General features: G+C 60.8%; 15 protein-coding genes and 1 tRNA gene. 7 read left to right on the top strand and 9 right to left on the bottom strand.

The window, feature by feature from the left end; genetic code table 11:
* Positions 1 to 7 precede the first annotated feature (7 nt).
* The 5 genes from HMPREF3148_RS04165 to HMPREF3148_RS04145 all read right to left on the bottom strand — a co-directional run bounded on the left by HMPREF3148_RS04165 (position 8) and on the right by HMPREF3148_RS04145 (position 5,098).
* Positions 8 to 81, bottom strand: a tRNA-Arg gene (locus HMPREF3148_RS04165).
* A 108-nt stretch (positions 82 to 189) separates the two neighbouring features.
* Positions 190 to 825, bottom strand: a complete 636-nt coding sequence (locus HMPREF3148_RS04160; RefSeq protein ID WP_005531997.1) for a LutC/YkgG family protein — start codon at positions 823 to 825, stop codon at positions 190 to 192.
* Positions 822 to 2,327 carry a LutB/LldF family L-lactate oxidation iron-sulfur protein gene (locus HMPREF3148_RS04155; RefSeq protein WP_049166721.1) on the bottom strand — a complete coding sequence of 502 codons (1,506 nt, stop codon included), beginning with the start codon at positions 2,325 to 2,327 and terminating at the stop codon, positions 822 to 824. The genes HMPREF3148_RS04160 and HMPREF3148_RS04155 overlap by 4 nt, the downstream gene beginning before the upstream one ends.
* Entirely contained in the window at positions 2,327 to 3,112 is a 786-nt protein-coding gene (locus tag HMPREF3148_RS04150; protein ID WP_046645516.1) for a (Fe-S)-binding protein, read from the bottom strand. Before HMPREF3148_RS04150 ends, HMPREF3148_RS04155 begins: the two co-directional genes overlap by 1 nt.
* A 333-nt stretch (positions 3,113 to 3,445) precedes the next feature.
* Positions 3,446 to 5,098 carry an L-lactate permease gene (locus HMPREF3148_RS04145; RefSeq protein ID WP_049151594.1) on the bottom strand — a complete coding sequence of 551 codons (1,653 nt, stop codon included), beginning with the start codon at positions 5,096 to 5,098 and terminating at the stop codon, positions 3,446 to 3,448.
* Positions 5,099 to 5,295: 197 nt separating this feature from the next.
* On the opposite strand from HMPREF3148_RS04145, the gene argS reads away from it, so the two are divergent.
* The 4 genes from argS (at position 5,296) to thrB (ending at position 10,713) form a co-directional block, all read left to right on the top strand.
* Entirely contained in the window at positions 5,296 to 6,957 is a 1,662-nt protein-coding gene (gene argS / locus HMPREF3148_RS04140) for an arginine--tRNA ligase (protein ID WP_049151595.1), read from the top strand.
* Positions 6,958 to 8,292: a diaminopimelate decarboxylase gene (gene lysA, locus HMPREF3148_RS04135; RefSeq protein WP_049062606.1), complete on the top strand. Its 1,335-nt coding sequence runs from the start codon at positions 6,958 to 6,960 to the stop codon at positions 8,290 to 8,292.
* A 157-nt stretch (positions 8,293 to 8,449) separates the two neighbouring features.
* Complete coding sequence (locus HMPREF3148_RS04130) at positions 8,450 to 9,787, top strand: homoserine dehydrogenase (protein ID WP_034657595.1); 1,338 nt, start codon at positions 8,450 to 8,452, stop codon at positions 9,785 to 9,787.
* Positions 9,784 to 10,713 (top strand): homoserine kinase, encoded by a 930-nt coding sequence (thrB, locus tag HMPREF3148_RS04125; protein WP_005532011.1) that lies wholly within the window; start codon positions 9,784 to 9,786, stop codon positions 10,711 to 10,713. The genes HMPREF3148_RS04130 and thrB overlap by 4 nt, the downstream gene beginning before the upstream one ends.
* Here thrB and HMPREF3148_RS04120 read toward each other — a convergent pair.
* The 4 genes from HMPREF3148_RS04120 to HMPREF3148_RS04105 all read right to left on the bottom strand — a co-directional run bounded on the left by HMPREF3148_RS04120 (position 10,710) and on the right by HMPREF3148_RS04105 (position 14,236).
* The gene (locus HMPREF3148_RS04120; RefSeq protein ID WP_005532012.1) at positions 10,710 to 11,405 is read right to left on the bottom strand and encodes a helix-turn-helix transcriptional regulator; all 696 of its coding nucleotides are present in this window, start codon (positions 11,403 to 11,405) and stop codon (positions 10,710 to 10,712) included. The two genes, thrB and HMPREF3148_RS04120, sit on opposite strands and share 4 nt — an antisense overlap.
* Before the next feature lie 135 nt (positions 11,406 to 11,540).
* The gene (locus HMPREF3148_RS04115) at positions 11,541 to 13,226 is read right to left on the bottom strand and encodes an ATP-binding cassette domain-containing protein (protein WP_005532015.1); all 1,686 of its coding nucleotides are present in this window, start codon (positions 13,224 to 13,226) and stop codon (positions 11,541 to 11,543) included.
* Positions 13,227 to 13,236: 10 nt separating this feature from the next.
* Positions 13,237 to 13,953 carry a molybdate ABC transporter substrate-binding protein gene (gene modA, locus HMPREF3148_RS04110; RefSeq protein ID WP_005532017.1) on the bottom strand — a complete coding sequence of 239 codons (717 nt, stop codon included), beginning with the start codon at positions 13,951 to 13,953 and terminating at the stop codon, positions 13,237 to 13,239.
* Positions 13,954 to 13,975: 22 nt separating this feature from the next.
* Positions 13,976 to 14,236 (bottom strand): DUF2249 domain-containing protein, encoded by a 261-nt coding sequence (locus HMPREF3148_RS04105; protein ID WP_034657596.1) that lies wholly within the window; start codon positions 14,234 to 14,236, stop codon positions 13,976 to 13,978.
* A 75-nt stretch (positions 14,237 to 14,311) separates the two neighbouring features.
* Between HMPREF3148_RS04105 and HMPREF3148_RS04100 the strand changes: the two genes are divergently transcribed.
* From HMPREF3148_RS04100 to HMPREF3148_RS04090, 3 genes are read left to right on the top strand one after another with little or no spacing between them, the layout of a single operon-like run.
* A complete protein-coding gene (locus HMPREF3148_RS04100) occupies positions 14,312 to 15,379 on the top strand; it encodes a hypothetical protein (RefSeq protein ID WP_246818801.1) in 1,068 nt (355 codons plus the stop codon).
* Positions 15,366 to 16,565: a hypothetical protein gene (locus HMPREF3148_RS04095; protein ID WP_049062601.1), complete on the top strand. Its 1,200-nt coding sequence runs from the start codon at positions 15,366 to 15,368 to the stop codon at positions 16,563 to 16,565. Before HMPREF3148_RS04100 ends, HMPREF3148_RS04095 begins: the two co-directional genes overlap by 14 nt.
* Positions 16,566 to 17,951, top strand: a complete 1,386-nt coding sequence (locus tag HMPREF3148_RS04090) for a multicopper oxidase domain-containing protein (RefSeq protein ID WP_049062600.1) — start codon at positions 16,566 to 16,568, stop codon at positions 17,949 to 17,951.
* Positions 17,952 to 17,981 lie beyond the last annotated feature (30 nt).

Raw genomic sequence — 17,981 nt, 5'->3', positions numbered from 1 at the left:
GAAATTGTGCCCCCGACAGGGATCGAACCTGCGACCTTCGGTACCGGAAACCGATGCTCTAATCCGCTGAGCTACGGAGGCAAAAGATATGCGGCATGCGCCAGATATCAACGGTGTGATTCTAGCGCATGCTGTCACCAAGTAGCCAATACGGGGGCTACTTAGTGGTGTGGCGTCTAGCTAGCCTGGCTACTTCACGATGACCACGATGAGGTCGCGCGGACCGTGGACGCCCTCCACACGGGAGAGCTCAATGTCAGAGGTAGCAGACGGGCCGGAGATCCACGTAGCGGGGAAGTCCGGGTTAATGCGAGAGACCATCTCCGGAACTCCGTAGACGATCTGGTCCTTGCGCACGATGCAGACGTGACGATCCGGAACCAAAGTTAGGGCGCGGCGACCACACAGTGGGCCGGCTTCTAGCACGATGGTGCCAGTCTGTGCCGAGGTGACGTGGGACTCGGTCAGCACAGCATCAACGGTGTCGAGTTCGCGCGGATCCGAAGTTGGATCGTCAGGGGTGAAGGTGGCGTTGGACGTGATGGCGTCGATAAGCGCTGCGTCCATTCCCTGAGCGTAGGTGACCTTGGAGCATTCCTTGTTAGTGAAAATCTGGGAAATGGTCTCTGCCAGCTCAGCCTCGGTGGTCACGTGGACTTCGGCCTTGTAATCCTCGAGGCGTTCCACAAGCATGTCACGCAGCTCGTCGGCATTGAGCGTGCCCTCGGTGTCGTACTCACGCGGTGCCTCCACGTGATCGGACAAGCCTGCCTGCTTCTGCGCGGTGCGAATGCGCTTCAGGATCTCTTCTTTGGCGGTACTCACTTGATGCCCTCCTTCTTGGCCTGGGCGAGCAGTTCTTTAGCTTCATCGGAGTCGAACCACTGACGGAAAGACTTCTTTGGTGGAACAGCAGTATCGCGGGCATCGGACCACCCGGACAGGAACAACGGGAGCTTGTCCATCACTCCGTTGAATCCGCCGAGAACGCGGCCCAGCGCAACCATGTGCGTGACCTGGTTCCAGATCTTCGGGTGACCCCAGACCAGCTGAACCACACTGAAGAGCTTGGACTCGACTGGTGGGGTAGCGTGGGTGACCTTTTGGTGGCGGTTCTCCAGGATGACCTCAGAAAGCGGAATCTTCACCGGGCAAACCTCGTCGCAGCGTCCACACAGGGAGCATGCATAAGGCAGGCTGGCGGAAGGATCGTGGTGGTCCTTCATACCGGTCAGCTGTGGGGTCAGGGAGATGCCAATCGGGCCAGGGTAAACGGAGCCGTATGCGTGGCCGCCGGCGCGCTCGTAGACCGGGCAAACGTTAAGGCAAGCCGAGCAACGGATGCATTTGAGAGCCTGGTGGCCAATCGGGCTGGACAGGGCAGCGGTACGACCGTTGTCCAAAAGAATCAGGTGGAAGTTCTTCGGGCCGTCGTTTTCAGTTACGCCCGCCCACATGGAGGTGTATGGGTTCATGCGCTCTGCTGTGGAAGAACGCGGCAGCAGCTGCAGGAAGACCTCAAGGTCCTGGAAAGTTGGCACGAGCTTTTCGATGCCCATCACGGTAATCAGGGTCTCCGGCAGGGTCAGGCACATACGGCCATTGCCCTCGGACTCCACAATGCTGATGGTGCCGGTCTCGGCAACGCCGAAGTTCGCGCCGGAGATGGCAACCTTGGCCTTCATGAACTGTTCGCGCAGGAAGGTACGAGAAGCCTCCGCGAGTTCGGCCGGCTCAGCCTTGAGGGATTCATCCGTGTGCGGCATTTTGTCGACGAAGATGTCACGGATTTCGGCACGGTTGCGGTGGATGGCTGGAACCAGGATGTGGGAGGGCTTATCCTCGCCCAGCTGAACGATGAGCTCAGCCAGGTCGGTTTCGCGGGCATTAATCCCTACGGACTCGAGGTGCTCGTTCAGGCCGATTTCCTGGGTTGCCATGGACTTGACCTTGACGATGTCGGTCTCACCGGTCTCGCGGATAAGGCCCTCGATGATTTCGTTGGCTTCCTTAGCGTCGCGTGCCCAATGGACGATGCCGCCGCGCTTGGTTACCTGCTCCTCGAACTGCTCGAGAAGTTCCGGCATGCGGGCAGCAACGTCTTCTTTGATTGCGGAGCCGGCGTCGCGCAGCTTCTGCCAGTCCGGCAGCTCTTCGACGGCGTTGGCACGCTTATTACGAATGGTGGTGGTGGCGTGGTGCAGGTTACGACGCTGGGTCGCGTTGTTGAGGCCAACGTGGGCGAGTGGAACGAATGCCTTCTCGCCGCGGAGGTTGCCGTAGCCCTCCGGCGCGCGAGGCGGGGTGGTGTCGAGGAAGGAAGTCATTAGAGCATCTTCTCCTTGGAGTAAGCGGCCGTCTCAGGGGTCCAAGGGTGTTCCTTGGTGGAGGCCAAGATTTCAGCCATGTGCAGCACGCGAACGCCGCTGCGCTGGCGCGCTAGTGCGCCGCCGATGTTCATAAGGCAGGAAGAGTCACCGCCGGTGAGGTACTCGGCTTCGGTGTCCTTCACGTGGCGGGTTTTGTCAGAAACCATGGCCTGGGAGACCTCTGGGTTCTTAAGTGAGAAGGTGCCGCCGAATCCACAGCACTCTTCGACGTTTTCGAGCGGCACGAGGTCGATTCCCTCGACCTTGCTCAGCAGCTGGTACGGGCGGTCACCGAGCTTCAGGAAGCGCAAGCCGTGGCAGGAAGCATGGTAGGTGACCTTGTGCGGGAAGAAAGCGCCGAGATCGGTGCGCTGCTCGATGTCCACGAGGAATTCGGGCAGGTCCAAGGTCTTCTGGGAGGCCTTTTTAGCGCCATCCACGTCAGCGGAGGAGCCGAACCGGTCAGCAATCTTGACGTGCTGCTCACGAACTGCGCCAACACACGAGCCGGAGGCGGAAACCACGTAATCGATGGAAGGATCTGCGAACGCGTCCGCGTAGCTGCGGATCATGCCCAGTGTTTCCTTCTGGTAACCAGTATTGATGTGCATCTGGCCGCAACAAGTTTGCTCTTCCGGGAAGACCACTTCGTGGCCCAAACGGGAGAGGATTAGTGCGGTTGCCTTGTGAGCGTCCGGGAAGAGGGCGTCACCAATGCACGTAGAAAAAAGTGCAATTCGCATGCTTGCGCTCCTTTAACTGCCCAGTATGTGCCATGGAAGTCAGCGCGTACTTGGGTGGGCTAATTTTTATGGGTGTGCCTTAAATAATACCGATAAAAACGCAGAATTTCATAGTGAAAATGCCGTCTAGCTGCGGTTATTCTGCAACACTAATGTTGCGAAATTTATTACGTGCGCAAACCGCTACCGCCGTGCGTCTCGTGGGGAACTTGTGGTTTCTGATGAGTGATGCGTCACTTTAAGGCAATATACCTTTTGGGGGTAGACAAAAGTCTCCCCATCGCGCGGCTGTAATTGCAGCGGATGCGGAGACTTTCTTTAGGGGCAGAAGTTTTAAGGAACCAGGAAGCCCAACGCGTTGGTCATGAGGAACACAATGACACACACGACGGCCAGGAAGACGAGCGAGTAGCCCACGACTGCCTTGAGGATGCGGGACTCCTCGCCCTCCATCTGAACTGCCGTTGCGGCGATGGCCAGCGACTGCGGGGAGATCATCTTGCCCACAACACCACCGGCGGTATTCGCCGCCAGCATGAGGTCCGGGTTGACGCCGATGCGTTCTGCAGCGGTGACCTGGAGGTTGGCAAAGAGGGCGTTGGCCGAGGTATCCGAACCGGTAACTGCAGTGCCGATCCAGCCCAGCACCGGCGCGAAGAGCGCGAAGATGCCGCCCGCGGAAGCCACGAATTCACCGATGGAGATGGTCTGGCCGGAGTAATTCATGGTGTAGGCCAAAGCGAGGACCAAGATGATGGTCAACGCAGAGAACTTCATGCGGGAGCAAACCTCGCCGAACTTTGTCAGTGGGGCAGACTTCGGCAGGTGGTAGTGGCCGTTCTCGTTGAAGATCCAGAAGATGATGGCCACGATGAGTCCGGAGATGAGCAACAGCGTGCCCGGGTTGCCAAAGACATTGAAGCTAAACGAGGTGTCCATTACCTTGCCAGCAGAGTCAAGGACTGTGCCATCCAGGCCCGGCCAGGCGAACTTAATCTTCCAGAACCCAAAGAGCTTCGGAGCTGCGGTAGCTACCGCGAAGACTGCGGTCACGACTGCGTAGGGCAGCAGCGCCATCCAGATGCGGCTGCCGGACAAGTCGGTGACTGCCTCCTGCGCCGGAATGCCCATGCGCTTACGCAGCTCAGCAACGCCCTTTGGCTTCCACATGCGCAGGAATACGAACGCGCAGCCCAGCGAGACGATGCAGGCCACAACGTTGGTGAGCTGGTAGGCAAAGAAGTTGGCCGCAGCCCACTGCGCGATGGCAAAAGAAACGCCAATGACGCCAGCAGCCGGGGCGGCTTCCTTGAGGCCGCGGACTCCGTCCAAGATGAACAGGATGAAGAAGGGGACTGCCGCTGCAATCAGCAGCACCTGCAAGGAAATAAGACCTGCGATATCAGCAGTCTGCTCGGCGGTGCGGCCGCCCACTTCACCGGCGGTGGTCACTGGAATGCCCACCGCGCCGAAGGCCACCGGTGCAGTGTTGGCGATGAGTACCGTCGTCGCAGCCTTGAGTGGCTTGACACCCAGCGCCAGAATCATCGTCGCGGTAATCGCCACAGGGGCGCCGAAGCCGGCGAGAGCCTCAAGCAGGCCGCCGAAGCAAAACGCGATGAGGATGGCCTGGATGCGGATGTCACCGTCGCCAAGCAGGTCGAAAGTCTTGCGAAGATCCTCAAAACGCCCAGAGGCCACGGTGATCTCGTAGAACCAAATGGCGGTGATGATCACCCAGACAATCGGCAACAAGCCAAAGAGGCCACCGCGTGCGGCGGAGGACAGCGCCATGCCCGTGGGCATGTCGAAGCCGAAGATAGCAATGGCGAGAGCCACGATGAGTGCCACAGCGCCCGAGGTATGTGCGCGAGCCTTAAGGCCCAGCAACATGATGAAGAAGGCGATGAGGGGAAGTGTCGCTACGGCAGCGGAAAGGCCGAGGCTTCCGCCGATGGCATCCGTTGATATTTGGAAAGTGTTCATAGTTACCCAAGTCTCTAGAAGGAAAACGAGTGTCTTATTTAATACACAGTCTTTCTAAAGCCTAAAACTTGAGCGAGCCTTTTCGCGTAAGTTTCGCAATAAAGGGCATATGTCACACAAGTTGCTTGCTGTTATAAAAGACCCCAACGCGTGCCTGATGCTGCTCATGTCAGCGCGGGACGATAGACTTTGACGCTATGAATCCCGTAGATCTTTCTGTGCTTATTAAAGAGACCGCAGTCGCTGTATTGAGCGAACACGAGCTCGACACCGCCGTCCTTCCTGAGATCGTGACCGTGGAGCGTCCGCGTAATCCCGAGCACGGTGACTACGCCACCAACCTTGCCCTGCAGGTAGCCAAGAAGGCCGGCGTGAATCCGCGCGAGCTGGCCACCTGGCTGGCCGAGGCGTTGGCTAAGCACGACGCCATTGACGTCGCCGAGATCGCAGGCCCGGGCTTCCTGAACATCCGCCTGGCTGCCGCCGCACAGGGCGCCATCGTGGAACAGGTCCGCCAAGCAGGCACTAACTACGGCCACAACGATGCCTACAAAGGCCAGAAGATTAACCTCGAATTCGTCTCCGCTAACCCCACCGGTCCGATCCACCTGGGCGGCACCCGTTGGGCAGCCGTGGGCGATTCCCTCGGCCGCGTGCTCGAAGCCTCCGGCGCTGAGGTAACCCGCGAGTACTACTTCAACGATCATGGCCGCCAGATCGACCGCTTCTCCAACTCGCTCGTGGCTGCGGCCAAGGGCGAGCCGACTCCGGAGGACGGCTATGGCGGAGAGTACATCCAGGAGATCGCAGCCAACGTCCAAAACCAGGTCCCCGATGCACTCGAGGGCACCGAGGACGAGGTCCGCGAGAAGTTCCGCGCCGCTGGTGTGGAAATGATGTTTGACCACATTAAGGAGTCCCTGCACGAGTTTGGCGTTGACTTCGACGTCTACTTCCACGAGAACTCCCTGTTCGAGTCCGGCGCCGTTGACAAGGCCGTGGCGCACCTTAAGGACAACGAGAAGCTCTACTTCGAGGACGGCGCCTGGTGGCTCAAGTCCACCGACTACGGCGATGACAAGGACCGCGTGGTCATCAAGTCTGACGGCGACGCCGCATACATCGCTGGCGACATCGCCTACGTTGCGGACAAGTTCGACCGTGGCCACGACCTCGCTATCTACATGCTGGGTGCGGACCACCATGGCTACATCGCCCGCCTGCGCGCCGCCGCTGCCGCCATGGGCTATAACCCAGAGCAGGTCGAGGTTCTCATCGGTCAGATGGTGAACCTGCTGCGCGACGGCAAGGCTGTGCGCATGTCCAAGCGTGCTGGCACCGTCATCACTCTCGACGACCTCGTCGAGGCCATCGGCGTCGATGGCGCACGCTACTCCCTGGTGCGTTCTTCCGTGGATCAGTCCATCGACATCGACCTGGGCCTGTGGGCTTCCCAGTCCTCCGATAACCCTGTTTACTACGTTCAGTACGGCCACGCGCGCATCTGCTCCATCCTGCGCAAGGCGCAAGAGCTGGGCCTTGACGCCGCGGCTATGGCAGATGCAGATCTCGCGCTTCTCACCCACGAGAAGGAAGGCGATCTCATCCGCACCTTGGGCGAGTTCCCTGAGGTTGTCTCCACCGCAGCGACCTTGCGCGAGCCGCACCGCATCGCCCGTTTTGCTGAGGATCTTGCTGCTGTGTTCCACCGCTTCTATGACCAGTGCCAGGTGCTGCCGAAGGCAGGGGAGGAGACGCAGCCAATCCACCTCGCACGCCTCGCGCTTGCCGACGCCGCCCGTCAGGTCCTCGCCAACGCCCTCACCATGGTGGGGGTTAGCGCGCCGGAGAAAATGTAAATGGATTTTAACGAGCTGCCAGCGCACGTCTGGCCCCGTAACTCGCGCCGCGAAGAAGACGGCGTGGTTACCGTAGCCGGCGTCCCGCTGACGGAACTCGCCGAAGAATACGGCACGCCACTCTACGTCTTCGACGAGGATGACTTCCGCTCCCGTTGCCGCGACATGGCCCGCGCCTTCGGCGGCCCTGAGCACGTGCACTATGCCTCCAAGGCTTTCATCACCAAGCGCATCGTGAAATGGGTAAACGAGGAAGGCCTGTGCCTTGACGTCGCCTCCCTCAACGAGGCCAAGGTGGCGCTGGCCGCCGGTTTCCCGCCGGCCCGCATGACCGCCCACGGCAACAACAAGGAGCCCGAGTACCTCGAGCTGTGCGTGGACAACGAGATCGCGCACGTCGTCCTCGATAACGAAGGCGAGCTGGCGCAGCTCAACGAGATCGCACGCACTGCTGGCCGCGTGCAGCCGGTGATGATACGGGTGAAGCCGGGCGTCGACGCCCACACGCATGAGTTCATCGCCACCTCCCACGAGGACCAGAAGTTCGGCATCTCCCTGGCCACGGGCGCGGCTTTCGACGCCGCCAAGGCTGCCCTCGAGTCCGAGAATCTTCAGCTCGTGGGCCTGCACTGCCACGTGGGTTCCTCCGTGTTCAACGCTGAAGGCTTTAAGCTCGCCGCAGAGCGCGTGCTCTCGCTTTATAAGCGCATCCACACCGAGCTGGGTGTAGCACTCAAGGAACTCGACCTAGGTGGCGGCTTCGGCATTCCGTACATGGAGTACGAGGAGGCACTCGACGTCGCCAAGCTGGCTCAAGATCTCCTGGCAGCCGTGGAGCGCACCGCGCACGAGCTCGACATCGAGCCGCCCTTCGTGCTCGTCGAGCCGGGCCGCTCCCTCGTGGGTGCAAGCGCAGTCACCGTCTATTCCGTGGGTACGGTCAAGGACGTGGAGACCGGCAAGGCCGAGCTGCCTATCCGCCGTTATCTTTCCGTCGACGGCGGCATGTCCGACAACATCCGCCCAGCGCTCTACGAATCCGAGTACGACGTGCGTGTAGCCAATCGTTTCACCGACGGTGAGCCCGTGGACTCCCGCGTGGTGGGTTTCCACTGCGAATCCGGCGACACCTTGGTCAACGAACGCAAGCTTCCGGGAGACATCACCACCGGCGACCTGCTCACGTTCGCAACCACTGGCGCCTATCAGTACATGATGGCCTCGCGCTACAACGGCGCACTGCGCCCGGCCGTGGTGTCGGTGCGCAATGGGCAGGCAAATCTGATGCTGCGTCGCGAGACTGTCGATGACCTTTTGGCTCTCGAAGTCAATTAAATTCACTTAAAATCCACTGGCGGTGGGGCCATGACCAAAAGGTTTGCCCCTCCGCCTTCCTATATGGGGCCATGATTTTGATCCCTAAACCCAAAACTAGACAGCTCGTTCTGTATAGTGTGGTTAACAATTTCAGTACCGACGAATGAGGGACGATATGACTTCACAGACCAAGATTCGCACCGGCAAGGGCGAGGGCGAAGCAGTAGGTATTGCACTGCTCGGTTTCGGCACTGTCGGCGCCGAGGTCTTCCGCCTGCTGGGGGAGAACGCTGATGCTTTTGCACATCGCATTGGTGGTCCCGCAGAGATTCGTGGCGTAGCTGTCCAAAACAAGAACAAGCTGCGCCCAGGCGTTCCTAAGGACCTGCTTACTGACGACGCCAAGGCGCTAGTCATGCGCGACGATATCGACTTGGTCGTCGAGGTCATCGGCGGTATTGACTACCCGCGCGAGCTGCTGCTGGCCGCGCTCAATGCGGGCAAGTCCGTGGTGACCGCGAACAAGGCTCTGGTGGCCGCGCACGCGGACGAGCTGGCTGAGGCTGCCGACCGTGCGGGAGTCGACCTCTACTTCGAGGCGGCCGTCGCAGCCGCCATCCCGGTGGTAGGAATGCTGCGCCGCTCGCTGGCGGGTGACCAGGTGCAGCGCATCTCCGGTATCGTCAACGGCACCACCAACTTCATCCTGGATGCGATGGAGACCACCGGCGCTTCCTACGAGGATGCGCTGGCTGAGGCCACCCGCCTGGGCTACGCGGAGGCAGACCCGACCGCCGACGTCGAGGGCCATGATGCAGCTTCCAAGGCAGCCATCTTGGCTTCGTTGGGCTTCTACACCCGAGTCACCTTTGATGACGTCTACTGCGAGGGTATCTCGAGCATCACCGCTGACGACATCGCCGCTGCGAAGAAGGCGGGTTACTCCATCAAACTGCTTGCCATCTGTGAGCGCTTGCGCGACGAAGATGGCAACGAGTCCGTCAACGCCCGCGTCCACCCGACGCTCGTCCCGAAGGATCATCCGTTGGCTTCTGTGAACAAGTCTTATAACGCAATCTTCGTCGAGGCAGAGGCAGCAGGTTCTCTAATGTTCTACGGCAACGGCGCAGGCGGTAATCCTACTGCTTCCGCAGTGCTTGGCGACGTCGTCGGTGCCGCCCGCAACATCGTCCACGGCGGCCGCGCACCAGGGGAAAACACCTACGCCAACCTGCCGATTGCTCCCTTCGGTGAGGTTTCCACCCGTTACCACATCGACATGGAGGTCGCAGACCGCACCGGCGTTCTGGCGGCGATTTCCGCGCTGTTTGCCAAGCACAACGTCTCCCTGCGCACCGTGCGCCAGGAGGACGGCGACGACACCGCACGTCTCATCGTGGTCACCCATGCGGCCACCGAGGCTGAGCTCGAGGCCATCGTCTCCGAGCTGAGCACTCTCGACGAGGTCAAGGCAGTGCACTCCGTTATCCGCCTGGGCGGTGAAGCCCTGTGAGCATCGAGCTAGAGGTCGGCACCAAGGCCATCGTCACGGTTCCAGCCTCCTCGGCCAACTTGGGCCCAGGCTTCGACACGCTCGGAATTGCGCTGAGCCTGTACGACACCGTCGAGGTAGAGGTCACCAACTCTGGTCTTGAAGTGGAGATCTTCGGCGAGGGCGCCGAGGACCTGCCGCGTGACGGCTCCCACCTGGTAGTCAAGGCAATCCGTTCGGCCCTCAACGTTGCTGATGTTTCCGCGCCCGGCCTGCGCGTGGTCTGTAACAACAACATTCCGCAGTCCCGCGGCCTGGGTTCCTCGGCGTCGGCAGCCGTAGCAGGCGTTGCCGCCGGCAACGGACTTGCAGGATTCCCGCTTACCGAGCAGCAAGTAGTGCAGCTTTCCTCGGCTTTCGAGGGGCACCCAGATAATGCCGCGGCATCGGTTCTGGGCAACGCGGTGGTCTCGTGGACCACGGTTCCCGTCGATGGCCATTCCCTGCCGGAGTACAAGGCGGTCACCGTGGATGTGCATAAGGACATCAAGGCAACGGCATTGGTGCCTAACTTCCACGCATCGACCCAAGCCGTGCGCCGCGTGCTGCCATCCCACGTCACCCACGGCGACGCAACGTTCAACGTCTCGCGCACCGCTGTGCAGGTCGTAGCGCTTCAGAACTACCCGGAGCTGCTCTGGGAAGGTACGCGCGACCGCTTGCACCAGCCTTACCGTGCCGACGTCCTACCGGTGACCTCCGAGTGGGTCAACCGTCTGCGCAACCGTGGTTTCGCGGCCTATCTTTCGGGCGCCGGCCCTACCGCCATGGTGCTGCACACCGAGCCCATCGACGAAAACATCTTGCGCGACGCGCGCGAGGCCGGCCTCCGCGTTATCCCCTTGGAGGTCGCGGGGCCGGTCGAGGTTAAGGTCGTTCAGGCTTAAGAAGACCGCTTCACGTGCACGCAGCAGGTTCCGTTGCCAGACTTCGGAAGCAGCGTAAGCTGGAGGCGGTTTCCTGCGTCTGCGGCTGATTGCTCGAGGAAGCCGTCGTGGATAGCACACAAGAATGGGGAAGGCTTGATGCCTGCGGTCACGAATGGGCAGGCGTGCAGCTCCATTTCCGTGTGGCCCTTTTCCTCAAGGTCGGCGTTTGAGGCAGTAGGGTCGAAACCCATGTCACGCATCTTGCGGTAAAGCGGGGTCAGCGCATTCGCGGAAGCGTACTGGTCCTGCTGCGTGGAGTTGGCCCACTTACGGCCGATTTCCCGGGCTTGTTCGGAGGCGAAGTCATTAAGCTGGTCTTTGTCCGCGAGCATCTCTGCTAAGACACTGATCAAGGTCACGTATTCCTCGGCCACCGAGCGATTGTCAGGGATGCGTACCTGGAAGATAAGCGAGGGACGTCCGCGGCCCTTGGCCGGGGCCGTAATAACGCGCACGGCGCCCACGTGTACGAGCTCGTCTAGATGGCCGCGCGCGGTGTTGACATGCATGCCCATGTCTTGGGCGATGTCTGCTGCGCGAGCTCCCTGGGGATATTCCTGCAACGCGTTGAGAACCTCGCGCTGCTTTGGGGAAAGGCGCAGCGCCTCGGGAAAAAGTTCAGTGGAAGAACGCGGAGCTTGGGTGGGCATGTGTTTACCTCGGTGAAAGTTTTTGACGTGAATTTATTAGGGTAATCAGTTGTTAAAAACGACGATACAACTACAACCCGTAAAAAATACAAACTAGCGAGTGCGATATATGCCACTACGTGGAGCGACTTCCCCCTAATTAGTGAGGATAGAGCAGTGGACTTGCCCGCCGACGACGAGCTTTGTTGCCTCGGTGACCGAGATTTCGGCGTCTACAGATTGCCCGCCCAGGTCCAGGGTAACGACGGCCCGGTCCAAGGAGATAGCTCGCAAATCCAGCACGGTGGCAGTGATGCTTCCGGAAGGGGAAAGCACGACGTCGCTGTTGCTTAGGATGAGCGTTGTGTCGCCCTGCGGATCGGGCTGCAGCGCGCCTGCAACCTTGTTGCCGCGGATGACGCTGCGGCCAAGTAACTGCGCCACGAAGCGGTTGGGCGGAGCATTGACGACGTCCTGGCGAGGGGCGTGGGCAAGAATTTCGCCTTTTTCCACCACCGCGATGTCATCGGCCAGGCTGAGAAGATCGAGAACATTGTGGGTGACGAGGATCGTGGTGCGGTCGTGCGCCGCGGCAGCAAGCAGGCGGCGCCATTGTGCGGCGGCAGCGGCGTCCACTGCAGCCAGGGGTTCGTCGAGTAGCAGCACTGCCGGCCGCGCGGCCAAAGCGCGCACCAAGGCGGCTTGTGCTGCTTGTCCACCGGAGAGGTCCCGCACCTTGACGTGGGCGATCTCATCCAACCCTGCAGCGGAAATGAGCTGCGCGGTAACGTCCTCGACATCGGTGACCATGGTGATCGCCTCGGTCACTGTGGACAGCGGCGGCAATGCGGGCTTCTGGGTGAGCATGACGCTTTCAGAGGAGTCAGCGATGCGGCGCAGCAGCGTTGTCTTGCCAGCGCCGTTAACGCCCACTACGGCGGTCGTGGCATGGGGCCGGAACGGTGTGAGTTCGCGGCTTTGCTGCGGCTTACTTAGCTCGCGGAGCTTTTCGATATCAAGTGGGCCTTGCGCGTGTGCCCGTGGCGCTGGTTCCTTGCGCAGCAGCGTGGGCAGGCCCGCGAGTGCTAAACAAAGCACGGCCAGGCCGATGAGCACGGCGGAGAGAGCATAGGCGTTGTCCGTGCTGACCTCGCGTTCTAAGTAGATGCCGCTTGACATCGTGCGCGTAATACCTGGCGCCGAACCAGCGAAGGTAATCGTGGTGCCAAACTCGCCCAGGCTGCGCGCGCAGGCCAGAACGGCGCCGGTAAAGATGGAGGGCGCAATGGTAGGCAGCGTGATCTTCTGCCATACCGCCCACCGTGACATTCCCACCCGGCGCGCTGAGGTGGATACCTCCTGGTCAATGTGGCGTAATGCCGAGTCCACCGCCACCACCACGAAGGGCAGCGCCACGAAAGTATGCGCTGTGACCACACCGGCAAAGGCAAAGGCGAACTTCAAGTGGAGGGCGTCGAGAAGCGGGGCCAAGAGCCCGCGCCGCCCGAGTGCCGCGCTTAGCGCTAGGCCGCCCACCACTGGCGGCATGGCCAGCGGAAGGTAGACCAGCAGGCGCACAGCCTGGCCCATGTGTTTGAGGCCGTGGAGCCACATGGCGAGCCCGACGCCCAGGAACGTGGCAAGGACGGTGGCCAAAACTGCAGAACTCAAAGTCACGCGCAGCAAGTCGTGGGTGGAGTCTTGACCGACGACCGCCCCGAGACGGGACCACGGTACGCGCGTTGCTAGTGCCACGACGGGAATAGCAACGTATAAAACCGCCACGGCGCCCACGATGGCGAAGGGCCACGGGGCGCGAGTGGGGGTTTCGTGAGAAGCCATGCAGAGCAGTTTAGTCGGCGGGTTGGAAGCCGTACTTCGTCCAGGTTTCATCAAAGTCGTCGGAGAGCGTATCCAGTAATTGCTCGGCAGCGTCGCGTCGCTCGGAGTGCGTGACCACGGCGCCCATAATCTTGTTGCGGTACTTCTCAGCGCCCTCGATGGGGATGACCTCGAGGTCTGGGTTGGCCGCGGCGTCTGTGGAGTAGACAAAGCCGGCGTCGGCTTCGCCGCTGGCGACCTTGCCCACGACGTCAGCTACCTGGCCTTCTTGCGAATCGGGAGTGATGGTGAGGTGGAGGTCCTCCATGATCTTGTCCGCGATGTCGCCGCAGGGCACGGACGGATCGCAGCGCACGAAGTAGTCGTCCTCGCGCAAGTCTCGGACCGAGGAAATCCCTGCCGGATTACCGGGTGGGACCACCATGACCATGGTGTTGGTGGCTAGCACGCGGGGCTTGTCCACATCGCCGTTGTCCACGGCTTTGTCCATGGTCTTTTCTGAGGCCGTGATGAGGAGGTCTGCCGGTGCTCCTTGGTGAATCTGCTCGACGAGGGATGCTGATCCGCCGTTGTTGAAAAGCACTGGGGTGGTGGCCGTGAGGGCATCGTTGAGCACACGCGTCGAGGACGCGGCAAAAACGTTGAGTTCCGCTTGGTCGCTGGCGCAGGCGCTCAGCGACGAAGCCGCAAGCGCCGATGCAATGAGCGGGGTAAGGATCTTCTTCATGGCTATCTAACTTACGCCAGCACTAGGCGGTGCGGGTGAACTTGATGTGGAAATCTTGTGGTTCTTCCTTGAGGTAGGCAAGGTCGAAGGACTCCTCGCGTGCCTCAATCTCCTTGAGCAGTGGCACTGGGTTGTGCGGCGCGATGAGGATCATCGATTCGCCAACGTTGAGGGTGCCGAGCGCGCCGTGGATGGCGCCGTGGCGGACTGCGTGCGGAATTTCAGAGGCGTTCAGGGTAGGGATGTCGTTGCCTTTGTGCGCATCAGAGATGGGCAGTTGCATGTTATTCCTTTCGTTGGAGGTGCTCGAAAGCGTTTCGAGTTTCACCTTAGACCCAATATTAGTACGATAAAAGTTGTGAAAAATAGTGCGCATCGTTTCGTGTTTCTGGCATTCGCCGGCGCGGCGTTGCTCGTCGGCCTTTTCGCCGGTGCCTCACTGCTGGGCGTCGCCCCAGCCAGCGCAGTAACCAACGCCCATGGCCCACTGATGGTGTTCGGTTTCGTGGGAGGTGCCATCGGCTTGGAGCGTGCCGTCGCAGTGAAGAAGACGTGGGCCTGGGCGGGCCCGGCCTTCCACGTGCTGGCAGTGCTAACGCTCCTCGCCGGGGTAACGCGACCCGTACCCGCGGTGTGCTTTGCACTGAGCTTCCTCGTCCTGGGCTTTATCTATCTGGAGGTCCATCGCCGCCAGCCCACCCTCGCTGTCCTCGTCCAGGCTGCCGGCGTGATTGGGGGAGTCGCCGCTTCCTTACTGTGGGCGATGACGCCCTCCTTTGCTACGGCCATGCCGCTGTGTGTCCTCTACGTCGTTGCCACCATCATCGGCGAACGCATGGAGCTCGCCCGCGTGACCATGGCCGGCACTCGCGCGGAAAACCTCATCACTGCATTGGTCCTCGCCCTGGCAGCCGCGGGAGTTATCTACATCCTCGTACCCGCAGTGGGCTACCGCCTGATGGGTGCGCTTTTGCTCGCCATCTCCTGGACCACTGTCCGCGTGGACGTGGCCAAGAACCTCGTGCGCGCTAAGGGGCTGCCCCGATATTCCGCAGCCTGCATGCTGGCCGGTTACTTCTGGCTGGCGTTAGCTGGACTGGCGTGGCTAGGCATGGGGCAGGTCAGCGGCTTTAGCTACGACGCTTCGGTGCACACCATTTTCTTGGGCTTTGTCATGTCCATGATCTTTGCGCACGCACCGATCATCTTGACGTCTGTCATTCGAAAGAAGCTGCCCTATAACCCCGTTCTCTACGGGCCTGTGGTGCTACTGCACGCGGGCCTTATGGTGCGCGTCGGCGCGGATATCGTTGCTCACACTGGGGTGTATCAGGTAGGCGGTATGACTAACGTGGTGGCGGTGCTGCTGTTCGTTTTAAGTGGCTTTGTTTTGACCATCCGGGAGGCACGACGTGCACATCGCTGACGTATCTTTAGCCGCCCGCGGACGCTGGCACACGATCGCAGCGAGCGTCATTGGCTTCTGGGTGTTGGTGGGCGTTGCCATCAACGTGGCAGGAAATCTCGGTGTCAACGTGGTGTGGTGGGATCTCATTCACCCGTTCACGATTGGCGCGATGACCACGGCGATCATCGTGTATTCCACGCACTTTACTGAGGCACTGACCCGCATGCAGGCCCGTGGCTACAAGTCGGTGGCCTGGCGCGTGGCGCTAATTCAGGTGGGCTTGGTCCTCCTGCTCGTCGATCGTGCGGGCTATGATTGGGGCCCGCTTTCCGACGCCGCCTCGCTTCTCATCATCGTCACCTTCTTCTGGCACGCGTGGGACATCTACCGCGCGCTCAAAGGTTCGCTCGCGGGTTCTTTTGCCGTGACAGTACCTTTCTACATTGCTGCCGCTGTGTTCTTGATGGCCTCAGTCGTGATGGTCATTTTCGCGGCTAACGGCGTGGGCAACTACTCACTGCTGGTCGCCGCGCACTCCCGCGGAATGGTGTGGGGCTTTGCCTGGCTGACCATCCTCGGAACAGTGGTCACGCTGCTGCCCACGCTGTCGAGCACCAAGATCGCCCCGGCAGCGCGCGCCCGCTGTTCCCGGGCACTTATAGTGCACTGCGTAGGCCTCGCCCTCGCGGTGGGGCTTTACGCAGTGGGGCTTACTCGGGCAGCGGGCATGGCCCAGTTGCTCGTCGTGCTCGCCGCAATTTACATCATTCAGCCCATCCTGGCCACGGTGGTGGCGGGAAACCCGCAGCAGACCACGGCGACGGTCTCGGTCGTCGCCGGACTGTTGTGGATGCTCAGCTTATGCGCTGCGGACGCGGTGTGCGCCGTAATCGGCGTCTACCCCCGCGCGGTGACGTTGTTGCTCATGCCCGCCTTCGTCGGCGCTGGCCTGTTGCAATTGGTCACCGGCGTGCTCCATCACCTCCTGCCCACCCTGTTGGGCGGCGGTCCGGCGAAAGTCACACTAGGGCGAAAAGTCGCTGACCGCGGCGGTTATGCACGTTTGGTGCTTATCAACTTGGGCGCAGTGTTGTGCTTACTCGGCGCGGATGTTGCCGGGCTTATCATGATGGGGCTTGGCCTCATCACCAACGTCTTGGCCATCGTAGTGGCCGTTTACAAGCAGAAAAGACTGGAGAACTAAATGCTCAGCGTTTCTTCGAATCAATCTCCGAAGCCGCCGGCTCAAAACAATTGGGCTTCCTGGTTGCTCATCGGCATTGCCCTTGCCGCGATTATCGCGCTCGCGGTGTTTAATAGCACGGGCAAGGCGCAAAGGGCGTCGGAAAGCGCGGGCGTGGAAGCGACCGTTGTCGACGTCTCAGTCTCCGGCATGGCCTTCGTCCCGGCCTCCATCGACGTGCCACAGGGCGCCCACCTGGTGGTCAACTTCACCAACGTCGGCGACCAGGTCCACGACCTAAAGATTGGTGACAACGAGACCGGCCGTGTGGAGCCAGGCAAGACCGTTGAGCTCGACGCAGGCATCATCAATGAATCCACCCAGGGCTATTGCACCATCGCCGGGCACAAAGCACAGGGTATGGTGCTCCAGATAAACACGACTGACGACGCCGCGGGAGCTGCCAGCACCGCAGGCTCTGCAGGCACAGCAGGCGATGCTCAGCACGAGCACCATCACTCTGCGAGCCACCCCGACGTACCGAGTGCAGCGGAGCGCACCAAGAAGCGCGACGACTTCAAGGCTTTCGATGCCCGCTTGGCCAAGGCCGAAGGAACCACCCACGAGGAGACCTGGACCATGACCGAGGAAGAGGTCGAGGTCGCACCCGGGGTAAAACAAACGCGGTGGCTATTCAACGGCCAAGCCCCAGGGCCAACCCTGCGCGGCAAGGTAGGCGACAAGTTCAAGATCACCATCAAGAATGAGGGAACGATGGGCCACTCCATCGACTTCCACGCCGGTGAGGTCAATCCGGATGAGAACATGAAGTCCATCGACCCAGGCCAGTCGCTAACCTACGAGTTCACCGCTAACCGCGCGGGCATCTGGATGTATCACTGCTCCACGGCGCCGATGAGCCTGCACATTGCCAACGGTATGGCTGGTGCGGTGGTCATCGATCCGCCAGAGCTTGGCGACGCCGATGCGGAGTACGCAATGATTGCCTCTGACATCTTCCTAGGCGACGAGAACGGTGCCGACGCCGACCGCGTCTCAAACGGCGAGTACGACCTGATGGCGTTTAATTACTATCCGAATCAGTACGACCTTGAGCCGCTGCATGCCAAGGTGGGCGATAAGGTTCGCATCTGGCTGCTCAACGTGGGCCCAGACCAGCCGTTGTCCTTCCACGTGGTGGGCGAGCAGTTCGACACCGCGTATAAGGAGGGCGACTACCTCATTAAGGACCGTCGCGATTCGGGTTCGCAGGCGCTGGATCTGCTTCCCGCGCAGGGCGGCTTCGTGGAGATGACGTTTAACGAGCCGGGTACCTACAGTTTTGTCAATCACATCATGACCGCGGCCGAAAAGGGCCAGCACGGAAAGATTGTGGTCACGCAGTAGCGCTTAGACAAAAGGAGCGAGGAAGAAATC

The sequence above is a fragment of the Corynebacterium sp. HMSC05D08 genome (genome assembly GCF_001807215.1).
In the GTDB taxonomy this organism is placed as follows: domain Bacteria; phylum Actinomycetota; class Actinomycetes; order Mycobacteriales; family Mycobacteriaceae; genus Corynebacterium; species Corynebacterium striatum.
Note: the sequence above shows the minus strand (reverse complement) of the source record. Positions and strands in the feature narration are given on the sequence as shown.